Below are 19,364 nucleotides of genomic sequence, written 5' to 3'. Positions count from 1 at the left end.
GCGAAATGTCTTGCGCTGCGGTGACATGACGATTACACGAAACGTCAATCCTTCCAGCCAGGGCCGCGCATTGTCCGATCCGTCCGCCTATGCCGCCATTCTGCCTCGCATCGAGGCGATCGCGCGCGAGGCCGGCGCGATCGCGATGGATTATTTCCGCCACGGCGGGCCGACCCACGCCGAGGTCAGCCACAAGGCCTGCGGCTCGCCGGTGACCGAAGCCGATCTGCGCATCGACCATTTTCTGCGCGAAAGCTTAAGCGCGCTCGCGCCGGAGGCCGGCTGGCTGTCCGAGGAAACCGCCGATTCGCCCGAGAGGCTGAGGCGCGAAATGGTTTTCGTCGTCGATCCGATCGACGGCACGCGCGGTTTCGCCTCGGGCGATCCCTGTTTCGCCATTTGCATCGCGCTCGTCGCCGGCGGCCGGCCGGTCGTCGGCGTGGCGCATGCGCCGGCGCTCGATGAAACGTTCACGGCCATATTGGGAGGCGGCGCGCGCCGCAACGGCGTTCCGATCAATGTCTCCGGCCGGCCGGCGATCGCCGGCGCGTCGGTTTCGGCGCCAGAGCCCCTGGCCGCCGATCTCCGGCGCGCGGGTCTCGCCTTCGAGCGCAAACCCCAGCTGCCCTCGCTCGCCATGCGCCTGCTGCGGGTCGCCGACGGCGAATTCGACGCCGCCCTCTCCCGCGCGAACGCCTATGATTGGGACATCGCCGCCGCCGACCTCATCTTGCGCGAGGCAGGCGGCGCGCTGACCGACTTTGCCGGCCGCGCGCCATTGTACAACCAGGTCGAGCCGAAACATCCCGCCCTCGCCGCGGGACCGCCCGGCCTCCAAGCCGATCTGATCCGGGCGGCGCGCGACGGCGCGGCGAAGGCCGCGCGCGAACGCGCCGCCATGCCATTGAAGGGTGATTGCCAATGAGCCATGAAGTCGAGCCCAAGCAGCTGCTGCACCTTGTTTTCGGCGGCGAGCTGAAGAATATCGAAACCACGGACTTCAAGGATATTTCGGAAATCGACTTCGTCGGCATGTACCCCAGTTTCGACAGCGCCCACGCCGCCTGGAAGGCCAAGGCGCAATCGACGGTGGACAACGCCCATATGCGCTATTTCATCGTCCATCTTCACCGCGTTCTCGACCCTTCGGACGATTGAGCCCGGCGCCGCGGCGTTCTTACGGTCGGGCCCTCGCAATTTCCCCGGATCTGCGTTATTCGTCGCCTGAGCCAAAGGCTTGGTCGGAGGCGGAGCGTGAGCTTTTCACGTCTTCGCCGCGTTTCGGCCCGAATGGTCGAGCAAATTCGCCGCGCCCTAAGCGGAGGAGCCGGACGACGGCCCCCGACGCGGCCGAAAAATAATAACGAGACCGGACTGCGATGAGTTCTGCGGTTTTTCTGCCCGTCTACCGCGCCGCCGCCAGGGGCCTTGCCCCTTTCAGCGGCGTTTTCCTTTGGCGACGCGGCCGCAACGGCAAGGAAGACATCAAAAGGATCGGCGAGCGCCGCGGACGCGCGAGCCAGCCCCGTCCCCAGGGCCGTCTGGCCTGGCTGCATGGCGCGAGCGTCGGCGAAGGCCTGGCGCTGCTGCCTTTGGTCGGCCGCCTCATCGCAAAGGGCTTCCATGTCCTCGTCACCACCGGCACGGTGACCTCAGCGCGCATCCTCGCGCAACGGCTGCCGGAGGGCGCGACCCATCAATTCGCGCCGCTCGACGCGCCCGCCTTCATCGAGCGTTTTCTCGACCATTGGCGGCCCGATCTGTTCATCCTCGCCGAATCCGAAATCTGGCCCAACACCATCTGCGCGGTTCACGCCCGCAACATCCCGATCACTCTGGTCAACGCCCGGCTGTCGCCGCGCTCCTTCGAACGCTGGCGGCGCCTGCCAGGCTTCATCTCGGCGCTGCTCGGCAAGATCGATCTCTGCCTCGCCCAGAGCCGGGACGACGCCGCGCGCCTGCTCCAGCTCGGCGCGCCGCGCGTGGACGCCATCGGCAACCTGAAATATGACGTGGACGCGCCGCCCGCCGACCCCGCCCGCCTCGACGAGCTCGCCCGCCAGATCGGCCCGCGGCCGATCTGGATCGCCGCTTCGACCCATCCGGGCGAGGAGGCGCTCGCGTTCCAGGCGCACAAGGCCCTGGCCGCGCGCTTTCCGCGCCTGCTTACGGTCCTCGCGCCGCGCCACCCGCATCGCGGCCCGGACATCGTTGCCGAGGCCGAGGCCGCCGGGCTCGAAGCCGCCCTGCGCTCGCGCGGCGAGCCGATCCGTCCCTCGACCCAGGTTTATGTGGGCGACACGATCGGCGAGCTCGGCCTGTTCTATCGTCTGTCGAGCGTGATCTTCATGGGCAAGTCGCTCGCCGGGGAAGGCGGCCAGAATCCGATCGAGCCGGCCAAGCTCGGCTCGGCGATCCTTCACGGCCCCCATATCGGCAATTTCCTCGACGTCTATGGCGCGCTCGACAGCCAGGGCGGAGCGATCAGGGTCGCCGACGCCAACGCCCTCGCCCGCCAGCTCGAAGCCTTGTTCACCGACCCTGCCCTGCTGCGCCGCACCGCCGAGGAATCGCGCCGCATTGTCGGCGAGCTCGGCGGCGCGACCGACAAAATCATGCTGGCGCTGGAACATTATATCGCGCACATGATTGTATCTCGGCCTGAGGCCTTCTAGATTTACCTATCATACCGTTGGCCAGCCGGCGCCGCGCCGGTCGGCGCGGACGCCATCGGCCCTTTTCGGGGTCCGATGGGCGTAAGACCTTGCGAGGCCCCATGCGCGCGCCGGCTTTCTGGTGGTCCGCAAAACCCGGCCTGTTCGGGCGGATCATGATCGCGATTCTCTCGCCCCTGGCCGCGCTTTACGGCCGGGCGGCGGCGCGCCGGATGGCGCGCGCGGGCTCGCGGGTCACCGCGCCCGTGATCTGCGTCGGCAATTTCGTGGTCGGCGGCGCGGGCAAAACCCCTACCGCTTTGGCCGTCGCCAAGTGGCTCAAGCGCGCCGGCGAAACGCCCTGTTTCCTGTCGCGCGGCTATGGCGGGGCGCTCAGCGCCGACGGCGGCGCCCATCTGGTCGACCAGCGCCGCCACGGCGCGGCCCAGGCCGGCGACGAACCGCTACTGCTCGCCCGCGTCGCCCAGACGGTGGTGGCGCGCGACCGCCCGACCGGCGCCATGCTGGCGCTCGCCGGCGGCGCCAGCCTGATCGTCATGGATGACGGCCTGCAAAACCCGAGCCTGCGCCGCGACTTCGCCTTGGCCGTCATCGACGGCGCCGTCGGCTTCGGCAATGGCCGCCTGCTGCCGGCCGGCCCCTTGCGAGCGCCCATTGCGCTCCAGCTCAAGCTTTCCTCGGCGGCGCTGGTGATCGGCGAGGGCGAAGCGGGCCACGCCGCGGCGAGCCTGTTCGAAGCCTCCGGCAAGCCGGTCTTCCACGGCCGGCTCGCGCCCGACGCCAACGCCGCCCTGCGCATGCTCGGCGCGAAGGTCGTGGCCTTCGCGGGAATCGGCCGGCCGCAAAAATTTTTCGAATCGCTCGAAGCCTGCGGCGCGCGGATTGTCGCGCGGCACAGCTTCCCCGACCATTATCCCTACCGGCCGCCCGAAATCGCCGCGCTGCAACGCCAGGCCGAAGCGCTCAACGCCTTGCTGGTGACGACTGAAAAAGACATGGTCAAGCTCGCGCCCTTCCTGCCCGTTCTGCGGCAGGATCTTCCCCAGCCCGAGGCTCTGCCGGTCGGGCTCGTGGTCGAGGAAGGCGACGACCTGCGCCAACTGCTGCTGGACGTGGTGGCGAAATTCCGCGGCGCCGGCCGGCTTTCCGGCGAAATCAAAATGTAGGACTTACGGCTTGCGCGGCAATTCGCCGAGCTGCTGCAGGCGCAGCATTTTCGCCTCGGGCCCGGCATAGGGCTCCTGCCGGTCGACGTTCCAATAGCGCAATTCCTCGATCATGATATGCGCGCCGGTCGCCGCGCAAACGACGAAGGCGCCCGGCTTCTTGATCTTGAAATCGCCGTCGAGATATTCGATTTCGGCCGGCCCGCTCATCGGGACCCGGCGATCAATGCGGTTCATCGGCCTCATCCAATTCCCCCGCGCTCCCGTCGGGGCTTCCACCGATGTACCGCCAATCGCCTCGCCGTTCAATCCCGGGCTTAAATTCCCAGCCCCACGTCCGGCTCCATCGGGACCTCGTCGCCGGCGCCGGCCTCCGCGGGCTGGGGCGGGCGGACGAGCGTGACGGTGCAGGGCGCCTGGGCGCCGATCCGCGCGGCGACCGGGCCCATGCCGCCGCGCCGGCCCGAGCAGGCGCAGATCACGATCTGATCGACGAAATTTTCGCGGGCGAAATCGATCAAAGCGGCCGCGGGATCGCTCGCCTCAAGCACATGGGCGGTGATCTGGGCCGAGGGCAGGCCGAGCCCGGCTGCCCAGCGCCGCGCCTCCACCAGCCGCCGCACATGGAGATTGCGACCGAACTCGTCCTGGGCGCTGTCGAGGCGCAGCCGGCTGGTCTTGATGACGCTGACGCAGGCAAGCCGCGCGCCGGGCGCGGCGGCCATGATTCGGGCGACCGTGTCGCGCAGGACCTCGCCCAGCGCGGCATTGGCGTCGCCGAGGTCGAGCGCCGCCATGACGATCGGCGCGGCGGCGCGCCGGGCGGCGATGCTTCGCGGCGTCCTCATCGGCGCGAATTTCTGCGCCCACCAGCGCCGCCGCGCCGTGAGCCAGGAATCGGCGCGGCGCTTTTCCGCCCGTTCGGTCAGGCGAATCTGCTCCGGTTCGGCGAGATCGAGCGCGAGTTGCGCGGCGGTGGGATAGCGTTTGTCGGCCTCCGGCTCCAGGCAATGCAGGATGACCTCCTGAAGCCAGGGCGGACAGTCGGGGCGGTGGCGGACGGGCGGCTCCGGGTCGCGCCACAACCGCCGGGCGAGCGCCCGGCGCTGGCGCGGCGAACCGAATGGCCGCACGCCGGTCAGCAGGAAATAGAGCATGACGCCGAGCGCGAACATATCGCTGCGCGGATCGGTGCGATCGCGCAAAATCTGCTCTGGCGACAGATAGGGGCCAGTGCCGAGCGGCAGGCGGAATTCCTCCGCCAGCAGGTCGGGCAGCAGGTCGTGGCGCGACAGGCCGAAATCGATCAAAGCGAAGCCGCCGCCGGCCCGGCGGATGACATTCGATGGCTTGACGTCGAGATGGATCACGTTCTGGCTATGGAGATCGGCCAAAGCGTGCGCGACGCCGACGCCGATCTCGACCACGTCGTCGATCGGCAGCGGCGCGTGATCGATGCAGCCGAGCAGGCTTTCGCCCGCAATATGCTCCATGACGATATAGGGCTGGCGGCTGAAATCGCCCGAGGCGATGAATTTCGGCGCATGGGGGCCGTGGAGCAGCGGCAGGATCATCTGCTCCATCTCGAAACCGACGATGGCGGTGGCGTCGTCGCCGTCCTGAATGATCGGCGCCTTGAGAATCGCCGGAGGCGACATGTCGTCGCGGGTCACCCGCCACAGATGCGCCATGCCGCCGACATGGATGCGCTCCATCAGGCGAAATCCGTCGATGACGTCGCCGGGATGCAAATCGGAAAAGGCGAGGCGGTCGAACGGAATCGGTGAACTCCTCGGTTGGCGGCCCGGCTCACGAACGCATGAAGCGCCGGAGGCGCGCCGACGCGCCGATATTGGGCCGTCAGGCGCGCGCCGCGAAACGGACCAGCCTTCGCGCGACGCCCGTCAGCCGCCCCCGATAGATCCGGCCCACGACAGGGGCGACCCAGTTCATGCGCCGACGGACGCGATTCTTCATGTAGGGGACGATTTCAAGCATGGCCGTCCAGCCATGCGCCAGACGAGCCGCTTCGCCGTTTTTCGAGCCATTATAAAATTCGTTGTAAGCGATCTCGAAAAAACGCGGCGCGATGAAGTTGCGCCGCCAGTATACGCCCAGGCGCGGATCGTCGGGGAACAGTTCGATGAGCTTGTGAAAGTAAATCATGCGGGATTTAGCCATCCTTGCGCTGAAGGATGTCGATCCGGCGTAGATGCGCCAGCGCGTTACGGCCTCGTTGACATAAACGCTTCGGTAGCCGGCCATGAACAGCCGCAGGAATAGATCGTCGTCCTCATAGCCGGAAAGCCGCTCGTCAAACAGACCGACGGCCACCATGGCGTCTTTCGCGATCAGCGAGGCGCCGGGAAGAATGAACTGGTCGTAACTCAGACAATCCTGCAAAGACCGCTTCGGCTGCGGCGACGGAACGGCGTCGAGGACGCAATGGGCGACCATGCGGCCCTCGCGATCGATCTGGTCCAAATTGCCATAGACGAAGGCCAGATCCCGAACCGGCGGGCTTTCGAAAGGCGCTTTCAGAACCGCAAGATGATTATCGTACCATGCGTCGTCCTGATCGAGCAGCGCGATGTGCGAGCAGTTTGTGTGCATGATCGCCGTGTTGCGGGCCGACGATTGGCCGCCGTTCGGCTTCCTGAGGATCGTGATGCGGTGATTGCGCGCGAATTCTTCAACGAGCGCGGGACCTTCGTCGGTCGAACCGTCGTCGACGACGATCACCTCGTCGGGAGGGTCGGTCTGCGCGACAACGCTGCGAAGCGCTTCAATGATGAACGGCGCGCCATTATAAAGAGGAATGATTGCGGCAACCGTGATGGTCAAGGTCCAATTCCCTTCGAACGTTTACCCTGGCGCGACATGATGAGGTTCCTACACTTCGATTGGGCCTCCTGACAAGTTTCGACACCCAATCGACTCGTTGAATCCTAACATCTGCGGCCCACTTTCAATCGGATACTGAATGGCGGCGGACCATATCCTCGGTAAAATTGTTTGAAAAACCTACACAATTTTCCACGCCCAAGCGGAGACCTGCTGCTGGGCGGTACGAATGCGTATTCCATTAGTCCTCAAGATTTGAACATCTGAACAAAACTGACAGGGGAACCAATGGCGATCCGGCGGAATCGCCAGCGGCTCCAGTTTGCCTGGTTTTTCGGGGTTGCGCGTAAAACCGGCGTCGGCCTTCGCGCGCGCCGCTCTATAGCCCGCGCGGCGATGCGGAGCCAAGCCTCGGCGTCCGGCGCCGCGGCAAAAACCGGTTTCCCTTTTCCGCCCGCCGCTATAAAACTGCCCTGTTTTCAAGGGGAGGAATTTGATGACGCCGAAGAAAATTCTCGTCGCCCAAGGCGGCGGTCCGACCGCGGTGATCAACCAGTCGCTCGCCGGCGTCGTGCTGGAGGCGCGCAAATTCGCAGGCGTCGAGCGCGTCTATGGCGCCCATCACGGCGTGCGCGGCATCGTGGACGAGAACCTGCTCGACCTGACCCAGGAGACCAGCCACAATCTGGAGATGGTCGCCAACACCCCCTCCTCGGCGCTGGGCTCGACCCGCGACAAGCCGGACGCCAAATATTGCCACGAGATCTTCAAGGTGCTCCAGGCCCATGAGATCGGCGCCTTCTTCTATGTCGGCGGCAACGATTCCTCCGACACCGTACGCATCGTCGCCGATGAGGCGATCAAGGCGAACTATGCCCTGCGCTGCGTGCATATCCCCAAGACGATCGACAACGATCTCGTCGGCAACGACCACACCCCCGGCTTTCCCTCCGCCGCGCGCTTCGTCGCGCAGGCCTTCGCCGGGGCCAATCTCGACAACGCCTCCCTTCCCGGCATCTATGTCGCGGTGGTGATGGGCCGCCACGCCGGCTTCCTGACGGCGGCCTCCGCGCTCGGCAAGAAATTCCCCGAGGACGGCCCCCATCTCATCTATGTGCCCGAGCGGGTTTTCGACACCGAAAAATTCCTCGCCGACGTCAAGCGCATCTATGAACGGCTGGGCCGCTGCGTCGTCGCGGTTTCGGAAGGCGTCCACGACGCCGCCGGCGCGCCGATCGTCACCAAGCTCGCCGAACAGGTCGAGCATGACGCCCATGGCAATATCCAGCTTTCCGGCACCGGCGCGCTCGCCGACTTGTTGTGCGAGGAGATCAAGAACAAGCTGAAGATCAAGCGCGTGCGCGGCGACACTTTCGGCTATCTCCAGCGCTCCTTCATCGGCTGCGTCTCCGACGTCGATCAGCGCGAAGCGCGCGAGGTCGGCGAGAAGGCGGTGCAATATGCGATGTGGAGCGGCCGGAACGGCTCGGTCTCGATCAAGCGCACGGGATTCTATTCCGTCGATTACGAGCTGGTTCCGCTCGAAACGGTGGCCGGCAAGACCCGGGTGATGGAGGACGAATTCCTGTCCGACTGCGGCACCGACGTCACCGACGCCTTCCGCCTCTACCTACGTCCGCTGCTCGGCTCGGGAATGCCCGACGCCTATCGCCTGCGCCCGAACCATGTGGCCAAGGTCCTGCACAAGGCGTGAGCGGAAAAACGCAAGATCGGGGGTCGGCCGGGCTCGGCGCCTTTCTGGCGGACGAGTTCGAGCCAGCCTTTTGGACGCCCGAACTGCTGGACGAGGAAAGCGCATGGTGGGCCCATGTTCCCTTCGCCTTTTGGCTGGTGGCGGCGACGCGGCCGCGCATCGTGCTGGAGGTGGGCGTTGATCGCGGGGTGTCCTACGCGGCGTTCTGCGAGGCCGCGCTGCGCCTTCGCCTGGATTGCCGGCTCCACGGCGTGGACCTTTGGTCCGATCCGGGCGGCGACGAGCGTTTCGATGACTTCGCCAAATTCCACGATCATCGATACGCCGGCTTTTCCCGGCTGATGCGGATACGATCCGTGGACGCGCTCGACGCCTTCGCGGATGGATCGATCGACCTCCTCCACATCAACGCGTCCGGCGGGCTTCTGGACGCGCGCGAAGAATTCCGGCGCTGGCGGAAGAAGATTTCGCCGCGCGGCATTGTGCTTATCCATGGCGAACCCGTCGAAGACCTCCACAACGGCCAGTCCTTTTTCGTCTTTCCCCGGGGCGAAGGCCTTGCGCTGGCGGCGCCGGGGCCACAGACGCCGGACGCGGTGGCGAAACTTTTCGCGCTCGACGACAACTCTGCCCGCCGGCTTCGCGAACGCTTCGGGCTGCTTGGCGAAAGATGGGCGGAAAGGGCGACGATCCTTGGCCTCTTGCGCCAATTCGAGAGCGACTTCCAAACCCTGCGGCCAAAAGACGAGGATTTTCGCCTGACCGTCGCCGACCGGTTCCGGAACAGCCTTATCAAGACGGCCGCCGACCCGTTTCGTTATTTTCGACCCAAGAGGCGCCGGCGATGAACGACGCGAGATGGCGCCGGCTCCTGAAGATTCCGCCCGGCTTGATCAGATACCGATATGCCGCCCTTCCGATCGCGGCGTTGGCCGAAGCGCCGACCGGCGAGCCGAAGATAGGCATATTCGTCCACGCCTTCTATGAACAGGAAATCCAGCGCATCCTTCCCTATCTCGCCCATATCGGCGCGCCCTTCCGCCTGTTCGTCTCGACTGACACGCCCGAAAAAAAGAATTTTCTGGAAGCGGCGCTGCGATCCTATGCGCCGGACGTTCGCATTTTCGAAAACCGCGGCCGCGACATCGCGCCGAAATTCGTCGGTTTCAGGGACGAGCAGCGCGCATGCGATCTGGTCCTGCATATCCACACGAAAAAATCGCCGCACGCCGAGGAACTGGCGCGCTGGCTGGAATTCATCCTCGACAGCCTGCTCGGCTCCCCGGACGTCTTGCGCAGCATATTTGGGCTGTTCGCAACCTATCCTCATCTTGGCGTGATCGCGCCGCGCGTCCATCCGTCGGTCGTCTATGGCGTCCAATGGGGCAAGAATTATTGCAAGACGGTTTATCTGGCGCGGCGGATGGGCGTAAGGCTAGAGCGTTCGACCCGACTCGACTTTCCCGCCGGGTCGATGTTCTGGGCAAGACCTGCCGCGTTGGCTCCCCTGCTCGACCTCGACCTGGCCTTTTCGTCCTTCGAGCCGGAACATGGCCAGGTGGACGGCACGACCGCCCATGCGCTCGAACGATTGATTTTTTACGCCGCCGAACGCGCCGGCTATCGCTCGCTCCATGTCGGGACCTCGGACGACGCCGAAGCTTTCGAGACCGTCATCGGCTCCGGCGAATTGGAGCAGGGCTGGGTCAGGACCAGATAAAGCCGGAGCCGGAACCATTCTCCCCATTCTTGCCGATAGCTGGACGATCCTGAATTCCCGCGCCTTCCGCGCCGCGGACTATGCCTGGCTGCATCTTTCGTCGCGCTATCTCGCGCCTCTCGCCCTGTTTCATTACCTGCTCGCCGGCGAAAAGCGCGGCTATCGTCCGACGCCGTTCTTCGATCCCGACTTTTTTCGCGCGCGAAAGCCGCAAGCCCCCGGCGCCAGCGCTTTCGCCACCTTTCTGCGCGCGCCTCACGGCGCCCCGGCCTGCGCCGAATTCGACGAGGATTGGTTCGTCGCGCGTCATCCGGAAGCAAAGGCGGCCGCCTCGCCCTGGGCCTATATGACGGAACAAGGCATTGCGAAGCGGCTCGATCCCTCCCCGGAGGTTTCGCTCGCCTTCGTCGCTGGCGCCTATCGCACCCGCAACAAAAGGCTGGCGCGGAGCCTGATGAAAATCTTTCACAGGCGGCGCGGCGACGGCAAAAAATCCTGCGTCCTGAACCGGCAGGACCTTGAGGCCAATCAGGCCGCCTTTCGCGCCGCCATCAAGCTGCGCGCGCTTCATGAGGGGGCGGCGCGGCGGCCATGGCTCGTCTTCGTGCAGACCAATGGCGGCCATCCCGCCGCGCTGCATGCGCCCGAACGGCGCTACGACCTGATGCTCAATTATTATCACGAGCCGAAAGAGCCGCCCCGGGAAGCGGAATATGTCTTCGTCCAGAACGGAACCAAGACCACCGCGATCGCCGAACTGATCGAGGCGCGGCCGCAGCTTTTCGACCCTTATGATTATGTGCTTTTCCTCGACGACGACATCGACCTTTCGGCCGCGCAACTCGCCGATTTTTTCGAAACCATGCGGAACAACAGCCTCGACCTCGCCCAGCCGGCGCTCGCCGAAGGCTCCTATGGCTCCTTCCTTGCCCTGTTCCAAAAGGCGGGCTCGCCCGGCTTCAGGCGGGTCAATTACGTCGAGATCATGATGCCCGCCCTGTCGCGGCGGGCGCTGGCCGCGAGCGCCGATTGCTTCCGCTCCGGGATCAGCGGCTTTGGCGTGGACGCCCTGATCGGCGCGACGGTGCGGCGGCTTTTCGGCGCGACCGTCGCGGTGGTGGACCGCGTCGCGGCGCGGCACCAACGCGCCATCGACCTCGAAGGCGGCGCGCTCTATCTTTATTTGTCCGCGAACGGCATTGATCCCGGCGTCGAAATGTGGACCATCCTGGCCGATCATGAACTTGAACAAGACCTCAGGGAAACGGGGGCGAGCGGACTTTGAAGGTCTATTACATCAATCTCGACCGCGCGCCGGAGCGCCGCGTCCACACCGAACAGATGCTCCAGGGCGTCGATTTCGAGCGCGTCGCGGCGGTAGACGGCAGCAGGAATCCGCCGACGAAAAAGGGCCTGAACCGGTTCCAGATCGCCTGTATCGACAGCCACCGGATCGCCTGGCGAAAATTCCTCGCCACGCCGGATTCCTTCGCCTGCTTTCTGGAAGACGATCTTCATTTCTCGCCGGAATTTCCAGCTTTCGTGATCGGGGAATACTGGATTCCCGCCGAGGCGCATGCAGTCAAGCTCGACAGTTTCTATAATGTGGTCATGGTCGGCGCGCAGTCGCCCGCCCCGCTCGGACGCGGGCTCGCGCGGCTCTACACCCGCCACGAAAGCTCAGCCGCCTATATTCTGAGCCGCCGCGGCGCCGAAACCTTCCTGCGCCTGAGCGAAAATCCGACCCGGCCGGTCGATTACATCCTCTTTCCGGAAGACCCGATCGGCGAAAGGCTGAATGTCTTTCAACTCACGCCCGCCGTCGCCGTCCAGGATTCGCGCTACGAGAAACATCACGCGCCGGGCGCGAATTTCGTCAGCGCCATCGCCCGGACCGACCGGCCCGGTCCCGACGGCTTCCTCCCCCGACTGTGGTTCAAATTGAAACGGGAAACGATCCGCGTCGTCCACGATATCGGCCGCGCCAGACGTTATCTGGTCAACCGGCTGTTCCGCCGCCTCAAGCCCGAGGTCATACCGTTCCGGTAAGCTCTACCATCCCAGGAAAAGGCGCTCGCCAAGGAATTCCGGCAGGCCGGCGGCGAATATTTTTCTCGCCGCCTGATCAACGTCATAATCGACCCGGCTGAAGGTCACGGTCCCGCGCAGGTCGTCGTAAAGCGCGAAACAGGCCAAAGGATTGCCGTCGCGCGGCTGGCCGACCGAGCCGAGCACCGCGAGCCAGCGCCGGCTACGGGCAAGCGGCGTTGGCAGATTGGGAGTCGGCGCGAAAAAGGTCGGCGGCTTGCCCGGCGCGACATGATAGAGTTGCTGGCGATGAACATGGCCGCAGAAGGTGACGCGGGCCTCGACCGCGCGCAGCGAACGTTCCGCGGTGTCGATGCCGGTCACATAATTGAAGCGTTCCGGCGCGCTGGCGTCGCCGTGGACGAACAGGGTCTGCTCGCCGCCCTCGCCGAGCGTCGCGGCGGTATAAGGCATTGCGGCAAGGAAATCGCGCTGGGCCTTGTCCAGGCGTCGCGCGGTCCATTCGATCGCGGCGCGGGCGGCGTCGTTCATATATGGCGACGCCCCGCCGACCGCCGCGAGATCGTGATTGCCCATCACGGCGATCGCGCCCTGAGCGACATCCTCAGCGACGCAATCGACGATATAACAGGGATCCGCGCCGTAACCGATCAGATCGCCAAGATAGACGAATTTCTGGGCGCCCATCCGCCGCGCCTCCATCCGGCACGCGTCGAACGCCTCGCGATTGCCATGAATATCGGTGAGAAGCGCAATCAGCATTTTGATCCAGATCAATGAAATTCTATTTCTAGATCAAATCGCGCCGCGCGTCGCGTCCCCGCCGCGACTTTTCGACAATTCCGTCAGAAAAGACTGCCCTGTCCGCCGGCCTCGGTCTTGCGCCGCGCCGGCGCGCGCTTTTTCGGCGCCGCCCGTTCGAGGGGCGGACCGGCAGTCGCGGCGATCTTGCCATCCGCGAATTGCAGAGTGAGACGCGCGCCCTCGGGCGCCTGAGCGGCCGAGCGCACCGGAGCGCCGTCGGCGTCGCGCACCAGCGCGAATCCGCGGCGCAGCACCGCCTGATAGCCGACCGCCGCCAGCATCTGATCGGCGTGGCCGAGCCATTCGCGCCGCCGCGCCAGAGAGGCGAGCGCCGCCGCATCGAGCCGGGTCGCCAAAGCCCGCCTCCTTTCGTCCTGCGCGCGCAGGTCGTTGCGCAGCAAAGCGAGGCGCGCGAGGCGGGCGGCGCCGAACCTTGCGCATAGCGTCGCGATCCGCTCGCCCCGCTTCTCGACCAGCGCCGCGCGGACCGCGCCGAGCCGGAAAGCGAGATTGTTCAGGCGGCCGGTCGCGCGCTGCAATTCGGCGTGCGGGGCGTGGCGCGTCAGCAGACGGGAGGCGTTGGCGAGCGCAAGCTGGCGCCGCGCGAGCGCGGCCGCCGCGCTCGCGCGCAATTTATCGCCGGCGCGATCGACTCTCTGGCGCGGCGTCGCGAGCAGGCTTTCCGGTCCCGGCAGGGCGCGGGCCAGGGCGCGCAAATCGGCGCGGCGGCGATCCAGGAGCCGCAGGGCCGCAGCGTCGTGGCGGCGCGCGACATTGGCGAGGTCCGTCAGCAATTCGGCGCGCACCGGCACGGCTTTTTCGGCGGCGCCGGTCGGCGTCGGCGCGCGCAGGTCGGCGACCAGATCGAGCAAGGTCCAGTCGGTCTCATGGCCGATGGCCGAAATCAGCGGGACGCCGGACGCGGCCGCCGCGCGCAAAACCTCTTCCTCGTTGAAGCTCCACAAATCTTCGAGCGAGCCGCCGCCGCGCGCGACGATCAGCAGATCGGGGCGCGGAACGGCGCCGCCGGGGGTGAGCGCGTTGAAACCCCGAATCGCCGCCGCGACCTCGGCCGCCGACGTCTCGCCCTGAACCCGCACCGGCCAGACCAGAACGCGGCGCGGAAAACGGTCGTTCAGCCGGTGGAGGATGTCGCGGATCACCGCCCCGGTCGGCGAAGTGACGATGCCGACGACCGCAGGCAGGAAGGGCAGTTTTTTCTTGCGCGCCTCGTCGAACAGGCCTTCGGCCGCGAGTTTTTTCCGGCGCTCCTCGAGCAAGGCCATCAGGGCGCCAAGCCCTGCCGGCTCAAGCTGTTCGATAATGATCTGATAGGAGGATTTGCCGGGGAAGGTGGTGATCCGGCCGGTGGCGATCACCTCCAGCCCTTCGTGCGGCTTGGCGCGCAGACGCGCAAAAGTTCCCTTCCAGATCACCGCGTCGATGCGGGCGCTGGCGTCCTTCAGCGAGAAATAGCAATGGCCGGAGGAATGCGGCCCGCGATAATTGGAAATCTCGCCGCGCAGCCGCACATGGCCGAACTGGTCCTCGATCGCGCGCTTGAGCGCCCCGGACAGTTCCGAGACGGTCACTTCCGGCGCATTGGTCAGCGAGACGGATTCGCTCATGACGGGATCGCACGAGTCGGAGACATTCATCCTGTCTAGCAGATTTGGCGATGGCGGAGAAAGCGACGCGAGCCGGGGAGCGTCTGCAATGGAATTTCGGGTCCGGGCGGCAAGCGGTCACAGAACCGAACGGCAAAGATTTCCTCTAATCTTCGGTCTGTTCATTCCTCATGAGCGCCGCACGACTTTGATCGCCGCCATTGGGCGACCCGAGCGCTGGGCGATTTCCCGATCCTGCGTTTCGAGAAAAGCCCGCGCCGGTTCATCGCCATCGAGGCCGCCAAGAATCTCCTTCGGAACGCGCCGGTTTGAACGCGTGGCGCCGTCTTCGTACATGACGTCGAACAAGACAAATTCGCTCTTCGAGCCAGGTTTGCGCGCCATATTTTCATTTCTCCGCATCGCCGCAGGCCGATTCTACGGTTGATTTCATCGCAACAGCACGCTTCACGTTAAAATATCAAGGCGATGGCGGCGCCGCGGAAAAGGCCGGCGCCGCAGGTCGTTGCGGACCGCGCGGGGCCTTGCGCTTGGGCTTGGGCAGCAAGCCTTCATACTGCGCCTTTTTGCGCGCCTGCTTGCGCGCCCGCCGAATGGCTTCGGCGCCTTCCCGCGCGCGTTTCTCCGAGGGCTTCTCGTAAGCGCGGCGCTGTTTCATTTCGCGAAAGAGACCTTCACGCTGCATTTTCTTCTTCAGCACGCGAAGCGCCTGCTCGACATTGTTGTCGCGAACCAATACCTGCACGAATTCTCCGATCTTTGCATTCGAGGGATGCGCTACCGGCCCGGTGGCGGCGACGCGAAACGTGCGAACAAGCGCCAGAACGACTGCCGCCCCAGGGAAACACGATTATTTTGGAGATACGGGGAGAGCTCCGTGTTCGACCATCGAACGACCCTGTCGTCGTTCTATACGATATGGCGCGGGGATTGGCCAGAGACGGAAATACAACCTCATCTTGTTTCAGACATTGTTGACCGCCAACAAGAGCAAATCGAGTTTTGGCCCCAGGCGTGGCGCGTCCGTGAGCGGCTTAATGCTCCCGCGTCCTTATTTATGATCTCCACGACATCGATAAACACCCGACAGAGCGCGCCCGCGCTCTGCATTCAGCGTGCTTTCAGGGAAGAGAGGCCCATGAATTCTGGAACCGTCAAATGGTACAACGCCAGCAAGGGCTACGGCTTCATCGCCCCGGATGGACCAGGATGTACTGGCGAGCGGAGAGAATCTTGTCGACTGGCGCGAAACCCGCAAGTTTTCCAATCCGGTCCAACCGGAAGCGCTTGCCATGCATTGCCGATGCGCTTATTAGCTGACGTTTAACGGCGCGCCGGCGCATGGGACGCGAATTTTTTTGAATTGACGCGTCGCCCGGCCTCCAGACCGTTTCCTGACAGTCGGCCCATTCTGTGCGGGGCCTTCTTCGCCACGCCTCAGCGTCCGCCGCCAAAACTGCGGGCGCGCGGCCACATGAAAGACGTCAATTGACAACCTTTTCCGATCTCGGCCTGGCCGAGACCATTCTGCGCGCTCTCAAATCCGAAGGTTACGAAACGCCGACGCCCATTCAGGCGCAAGCCATTCCGCCCTTGCTCGAAGGCCGCGACCTGCTCGGCATCGCCCAAACCGGCACCGGCAAGACCTGCGCCTTCGCCACGCCGCTCATCACCCGACTTCTGCAATTCCCTGAAAATCCGCGCAGCAGACAGACGCGCGTGCTGGTGCTGGCGCCCACCCGCGAACTGGCGGCCCAGATCGGCGACAGTTTCAAGACCTATGGCCGTTTCGCCGGGCTGCGCGTCGCCACGATCTTCGGCGGCGTTGGCTTTGGCCCGCAAGTTCAGGCGCTTTCACGTGGGCTGGATGTGCTGGTCGCCACCCCTGGCCGTCTGCTCGATCACATGGCGCAGGGCAATCTGCGGCTCGATGGAACCTCCGCGGTCGTTCTGGACGAGGCCGACCATATGCTCGATCTCGGCTTTGTCGTTCCGATCCGCAAGATTTTCGCCAAATTGCCGAAGCGGCGTCAAACGCTGTTCTTCTCCGCCACCATGCCGCCGGAAATCGCCACGCTGGCGGCGGAAATGCTGCATCAACCGGTCACGGTTTCCGTTACGCCGGTGGCCAAGACGGCCGATCGCGTGGCCCAGCGCGTGATCCTGATCGAGGCCAAGCGCAAGCGCGAGGCTCTGGTCGACTTGCTGCAAAATCCCGACTTCCGCCGCAGCATCGTCTTCACCCGCACCAAACGCGGCGCCGACCGGGTGGCCTCGGCTCTGGTCGAGGCCGGTCACGCGGCGGAGGCGATCCACGGCAACAAAAGCCAGAACCAACGCTCGCGCGCTCTCGACGGGTTCCGCTCGGGCCGCGTCGCCGTGCTGGTCGCCACCGATATCGCCGCGCGCGGCATCGACGTTGACGGCGTCAGCCATGTGGTGAATTTCGAACTGCCGGAAGTTCCGGAAGCCTATGTGCATCGCATCGGCCGCACGGCGCGCGCCGGGGCTGAAGGCGAGGCCATTTCCTTTTGCGACCACGAAGAGCGCGATCTTTTGCGCGGCATCGAGAAACTGACCAAACAGACGATTCCGACCACCGATCTGCGCCTCGCTCCCAATGCGGCCGGCGAGACTCTGCCGGCGGAGAAAAAGCCGGACGCCCGATTCGGGCGGCCAAATGGCGTCCCCGCCGTGAAAAGGTCGGCGCCGCGTCGTGACGGCGAAAGGCGGCGGGCGCCGCGCCCTTCAGGCGAAGGCCGCCCGCGCCAGGGCGAAGCTCAAGCCAAACGCCGCTGATCGGGGGAGACTGGGCCGTCGAAATCCGAGCGGCCCAGTCGCTGCGCGTTCAGCTGATGATCGTCAGCGTTTCCACTGAAGTCTTGCCGCTGCGCTTGTCCACAGCGGTCTCGTAGCTGACTTTCTGGCCATCGGGCAGAGCGCGGATGCCGGCGCGCTCTACCGCGCTGATATGGACAAAAACATCGGGGCCGCCCGCATCCGGCTGAATGAAGCCAAAGCCCTTTTGCCAGTTGAACCATTTTACTGCGCCAGTCGGCATGATCTGTCCTTTCCATGCATGAGTCTTGCGGCTCCGCGAAACGCGCAAAAGCCGGTCGAGGCCAGTGGGGAGGAAAGCGACGAGCCGGCGCGTCAAAGGACGAGATAGCAGGTTCATTCAGCTGGACTCGACCATTGAGACGTATGCCACGCGCGCGAAATGCGCAAGCCAATGACAGACGGTGAAGAAGATTAGGCTCGCCGCCGCCCGGGAGGGAGGAAGTGGGCGGCGGGCGCCGCGCGCTTGCCGTTTGCGTCTGTCATGCCGCCTGCGCCCTCAACGCGGCGGCCTCGCCCGTCTTCTGCTTTTGTGGCGCCTCGAACAGCAGGCGGCCCGCCCAGACCAGCAGCGCGAGGTTGCGCAGGAGCGCGACCAGGCCAAAGATCGGCGGCAGGCTGGCGGCGCAGAACACGTAAAGATAGGGATATTCCAGCTGCGTCAGGACGAGACCGGCGAAAAGCGCGAGATTCGCGGCGCGCGAGGCGCGCAGCGACGCCAGCGCGGCGACCGGCGTGAGCCAAACCAGATATTGCGGCGAGAACACTTTTCCCAGCGCCGAAAAGGCGACGATGATGGCGCAGACGCCTTTGGCGAGTACGACGACGCGCTCGAATTCGGTCTCGCAGGCGCTCAGCGCCCGCCAGCTCCAGGCGAAGACGCCGAATATGGCCACAACGGGCGCTATTTCCGCGAACGGCCGCAGCAAAGGCTCGTAAGCCGCAACGATATTGTCGGAGCCGAAGGAAAAGACCGAGCCGGCGACGATCCCCGGATCGAAAGCGCGCAGGAAAATCAGCAGGGCGCCAAGGGTGCTTTCGACCTGCAGGGGCCGCGCCGCATGATAGGCGAAGGAATCGCGCCAATGTTCGCCGGCGAAAAACAGATAGGCGACCGCGGCGACAAGGCAAACCGCCGCCGCGCCGCCGAAGCTCTCGACAAGCGCGCCCCAGCGCCGCGTCGTCGCGTAATAAAGGGCGCCGAGCGGCGCGAACAGGATCGGCGCGCCCTTGCAGACCACGCCAAAAGCCAGAGCCGCCCCGGCGCCGGCGGACCAGCGCGCGGCCAGGGCAAAGATCGTCAGGCCGACCGACAGGGAGACGCAGGCGTCATAGCGCCGGGCGACAAGGGCGCCGAGCGCCGCCGTCGTCGCCAAGGCGAACAACAGCGTGCGTTCGCCCTGCCCCGGTGACAGCTTTTCGACCGCGCGGACGGCGAGGAAGACCGAAAGCGTCAGCAGAAGCTCCATCTCCAGCCCGAACAGCAGGTGGTAGGTGCTGAAATCCTGGGTGAAGAGGGCCGGCGCGAGGGCGAACACAACCATTCCGGGGGGATATTCCACGACGAAATCGCGCCAGGGCCGTAGCGGCCGTTCCGGCGTCACCTTCGGGAAGGCGCCGGCGTCGGCCTGCCCGGAGACGCCATGCGCCGCCCGCCATTGCGCCGGCGTGCGCACGAAAAAGCTGGAATAGGGCCTGCCCAGCATCGCATTGGCATAGGCGAAATAGCGCGAGGTATCGAAGTCGTTGCGCGCCAGAACGCCGAGGAATTCAAGGGCGTTCAGCCGGCTCGCGATCTGCTGGGCCGTGACGTTCGCTCCGTCCGCGGGCGTCCGGTAGCTGCTCAGCGACGGGCCATAGAGATTGAACCAGCCAAAGACCAGCGCCAGCCACAACAGCCAATATTTGCTCATGCGAGTCATCGGG

19 protein-coding genes are annotated in these 19,364 nt (G+C 65.2%); 10 read left to right on the top strand and 9 right to left on the bottom strand.

All coding sequences use genetic code 11. The annotated features are described in order from the left end of the window. Positions 1-25 precede the first annotated feature (25 nt). The 4 genes from K2U94_RS07340 (at position 26) to lpxK (ending at position 3,841) form a co-directional block, all read left to right on the top strand. Complete coding sequence (locus tag K2U94_RS07340; protein ID WP_243066581.1) at positions 26-925, top strand: 3'(2'),5'-bisphosphate nucleotidase CysQ; 900 nt, start codon at positions 26-28, stop codon at positions 923-925. Then, positions 922-1,158: a DUF4170 domain-containing protein gene (locus K2U94_RS07335; protein WP_243066580.1), complete on the top strand. Its 237-nt coding sequence runs from the start codon at positions 922-924 to the stop codon at positions 1,156-1,158. Before K2U94_RS07340 ends, K2U94_RS07335 begins: the two co-directional genes overlap by 4 nt. Before the next feature lie 221 nt (positions 1,159-1,379). Beyond that, positions 1,380-2,675 (top strand): 3-deoxy-D-manno-octulosonic acid transferase, encoded by a 1,296-nt coding sequence (locus K2U94_RS07330; RefSeq protein WP_243066579.1) that lies wholly within the window; start codon positions 1,380-1,382, stop codon positions 2,673-2,675. 101 nt (positions 2,676-2,776) lie between these two features. Further along, entirely contained in the window at positions 2,777-3,841 is a 1,065-nt protein-coding gene (lpxK, locus tag K2U94_RS07325; protein WP_243066578.1) for a tetraacyldisaccharide 4'-kinase, read from the top strand. A gap of 3 nt (positions 3,842-3,844) precedes the next feature. Here the strand turns inward: lpxK and K2U94_RS07320 are convergent, their stop codons facing one another. From K2U94_RS07320 to K2U94_RS07310, 3 genes are all read right to left on the bottom strand, one after another. Next, entirely contained in the window at positions 3,845-4,078 is a 234-nt protein-coding gene (locus K2U94_RS07320; protein ID WP_243066577.1) for a DUF2093 domain-containing protein, read from the bottom strand. Between the two features lie 80 nt (positions 4,079-4,158). Then, positions 4,159-5,556, bottom strand: a complete 1,398-nt coding sequence (locus tag K2U94_RS07315; protein ID WP_243066576.1) for a serine/threonine protein kinase — start codon at positions 5,554-5,556, stop codon at positions 4,159-4,161. A 145-nt stretch (positions 5,557-5,701) separates the two neighbouring features. Beyond that, positions 5,702-6,685, bottom strand: a complete 984-nt coding sequence (locus K2U94_RS07310; protein ID WP_243066575.1) for a glycosyltransferase family 2 protein — start codon at positions 6,683-6,685, stop codon at positions 5,702-5,704. A 496-nt stretch (positions 6,686-7,181) separates the two neighbouring features. Between K2U94_RS07310 and K2U94_RS07305 the strand changes: the two genes are divergently transcribed. Genes K2U94_RS07305 through K2U94_RS07285 form a run of 5 tightly spaced genes read left to right on the top strand, consistent with a single transcriptional unit; the run spans position 7,182 to position 12,168 of the window. Beyond that, positions 7,182-8,399: a 6-phosphofructokinase gene (locus K2U94_RS07305; protein ID WP_243066574.1), complete on the top strand. Its 1,218-nt coding sequence runs from the start codon at positions 7,182-7,184 to the stop codon at positions 8,397-8,399. Beyond that, a complete protein-coding gene (locus K2U94_RS07300; RefSeq protein WP_243066573.1) occupies positions 8,396-9,247 on the top strand; it encodes a class I SAM-dependent methyltransferase in 852 nt (283 codons plus the stop codon). Before K2U94_RS07305 ends, K2U94_RS07300 begins: the two co-directional genes overlap by 4 nt. Then, the gene (locus K2U94_RS07295; protein ID WP_243066572.1) at positions 9,244-10,119 is read left to right on the top strand and encodes a rhamnan synthesis F family protein; all 876 of its coding nucleotides are present in this window, start codon (positions 9,244-9,246) and stop codon (positions 10,117-10,119) included. Before K2U94_RS07300 ends, K2U94_RS07295 begins: the two co-directional genes overlap by 4 nt. Beyond that, positions 10,034-11,404, top strand: a complete 1,371-nt coding sequence (locus K2U94_RS07290; RefSeq protein WP_243066571.1) for a hypothetical protein — start codon at positions 10,034-10,036, stop codon at positions 11,402-11,404. The genes K2U94_RS07295 and K2U94_RS07290 overlap by 86 nt, the downstream gene beginning before the upstream one ends. Beyond that, positions 11,401-12,168 carry a glycosyltransferase family 25 protein gene (locus tag K2U94_RS07285; RefSeq protein WP_243066570.1) on the top strand — a complete coding sequence of 256 codons (768 nt, stop codon included), beginning with the start codon at positions 11,401-11,403 and terminating at the stop codon, positions 12,166-12,168. Before K2U94_RS07290 ends, K2U94_RS07285 begins: the two co-directional genes overlap by 4 nt. A 3-nt stretch (positions 12,169-12,171) precedes the next feature. Here K2U94_RS07285 and K2U94_RS07280 read toward each other — a convergent pair whose 3' ends face one another. From K2U94_RS07280 to rpsU, 4 genes are all read right to left on the bottom strand, one after another. Then, a complete protein-coding gene (locus tag K2U94_RS07280; protein WP_243068826.1) occupies positions 12,172-12,930 on the bottom strand; it encodes a metallophosphoesterase family protein in 759 nt (252 codons plus the stop codon). A gap of 83 nt (positions 12,931-13,013) precedes the next feature. Further along, the gene (gene xseA / locus K2U94_RS07275; protein ID WP_243066569.1) at positions 13,014-14,600 is read right to left on the bottom strand and encodes an exodeoxyribonuclease VII large subunit; all 1,587 of its coding nucleotides are present in this window, start codon (positions 14,598-14,600) and stop codon (positions 13,014-13,016) included. Positions 14,601-14,768: 168 nt separating this feature from the next. Continuing rightward, complete coding sequence (locus K2U94_RS07270) at positions 14,769-14,984, bottom strand: hypothetical protein (protein ID WP_243066568.1); 216 nt, start codon at positions 14,982-14,984, stop codon at positions 14,769-14,771. 76 nt (positions 14,985-15,060) lie between these two features. Next, positions 15,061-15,345 carry a 30S ribosomal protein S21 gene (gene rpsU / locus K2U94_RS07265; protein WP_243066567.1) on the bottom strand — a complete coding sequence of 95 codons (285 nt, stop codon included), beginning with the start codon at positions 15,343-15,345 and terminating at the stop codon, positions 15,061-15,063. Positions 15,346-16,088: 743 nt separating this feature from the next. On the opposite strand from rpsU, the gene K2U94_RS07260 reads away from it, so the two are divergent. Further along, a complete protein-coding gene (locus K2U94_RS07260; protein WP_243066566.1) occupies positions 16,089-17,399 on the top strand; it encodes a DEAD/DEAH box helicase in 1,311 nt (436 codons plus the stop codon). Positions 17,400-17,448: 49 nt separating this feature from the next. Here K2U94_RS07260 and K2U94_RS07255 read toward each other — a convergent pair whose 3' ends face one another. Further along, entirely contained in the window at positions 17,449-17,661 is a 213-nt protein-coding gene (locus K2U94_RS07255) for a cold-shock protein (protein WP_243066565.1), read from the bottom strand. Between the two features lie 259 nt (positions 17,662-17,920). After that, positions 17,921-19,351: a hypothetical protein gene (locus K2U94_RS07250; RefSeq protein ID WP_243066564.1), complete on the bottom strand. Its 1,431-nt coding sequence runs from the start codon at positions 19,349-19,351 to the stop codon at positions 17,921-17,923. Positions 19,352-19,364: the final 13 nt, after the last annotated feature.

Origin of the sequence: Candidatus Rhodoblastus alkanivorans, from assembly GCF_022760755.1 — a bacterium.
Taxonomy (GTDB): domain Bacteria; phylum Pseudomonadota; class Alphaproteobacteria; order Rhizobiales; family Beijerinckiaceae; genus Rhodoblastus; species Rhodoblastus alkanivorans.
This window is presented reverse-complemented; position numbering and strand designations above follow the sequence as displayed.

Excerpts from the sequence above, each read along its gene's own strand:
- K2U94_RS07340 (WP_243066581.1), top strand. The coding sequence starts at position 26 with ATGACGATTACACGAAACGTCAATCCTTCCAGCCAGGGCCGCGCATTG.
- K2U94_RS07335 (WP_243066580.1), top strand. The coding sequence starts at position 922 with ATGAGCCATGAAGTCGAGCCCAAGCAGCTGCTGCACCTTGTTTTCGGC.
- K2U94_RS07330 (WP_243066579.1), top strand. The coding sequence starts at position 1,380 with ATGAGTTCTGCGGTTTTTCTGCCCGTCTACCGCGCCGCCGCCAGGGGC.
- lpxK (WP_243066578.1), top strand. The coding sequence starts at position 2,777 with ATGCGCGCGCCGGCTTTCTGGTGGTCCGCAAAACCCGGCCTGTTCGGG.
- K2U94_RS07320 (WP_243066577.1), bottom strand. The coding sequence starts at position 4,078 with ATGAACCGCATTGATCGCCGGGTCCCGATGAGCGGGCCGGCCGAAATC.
- K2U94_RS07315 (WP_243066576.1), bottom strand. The coding sequence starts at position 5,556 with ATGGAGCGCATCCATGTCGGCGGCATGGCGCATCTGTGGCGGGTGACC.
- K2U94_RS07305 (WP_243066574.1), top strand. The coding sequence starts at position 7,182 with ATGACGCCGAAGAAAATTCTCGTCGCCCAAGGCGGCGGTCCGACCGCG.
- K2U94_RS07295 (WP_243066572.1), top strand. The coding sequence starts at position 9,244 with ATGAACGACGCGAGATGGCGCCGGCTCCTGAAGATTCCGCCCGGCTTG.
- K2U94_RS07290 (WP_243066571.1), top strand. The coding sequence starts at position 10,034 with ATGTCGGGACCTCGGACGACGCCGAAGCTTTCGAGACCGTCATCGGCT.
- K2U94_RS07280 (WP_243068826.1), bottom strand. The coding sequence starts at position 12,930 with ATGCTGATTGCGCTTCTCACCGATATTCATGGCAATCGCGAGGCGTTC.
- xseA (WP_243066569.1), bottom strand. The coding sequence starts at position 14,600 with ATGAGCGAATCCGTCTCGCTGACCAATGCGCCGGAAGTGACCGTCTCG.
- K2U94_RS07270 (WP_243066568.1), bottom strand. The coding sequence starts at position 14,984 with ATGGCGCGCAAACCTGGCTCGAAGAGCGAATTTGTCTTGTTCGACGTC.
- K2U94_RS07255 (WP_243066565.1), bottom strand. The coding sequence starts at position 17,661 with ATGCCGACTGGCGCAGTAAAATGGTTCAACTGGCAAAAGGGCTTTGGC.
- K2U94_RS07250 (WP_243066564.1), bottom strand. The coding sequence starts at position 19,351 with ATGAGCAAATATTGGCTGTTGTGGCTGGCGCTGGTCTTTGGCTGGTTC.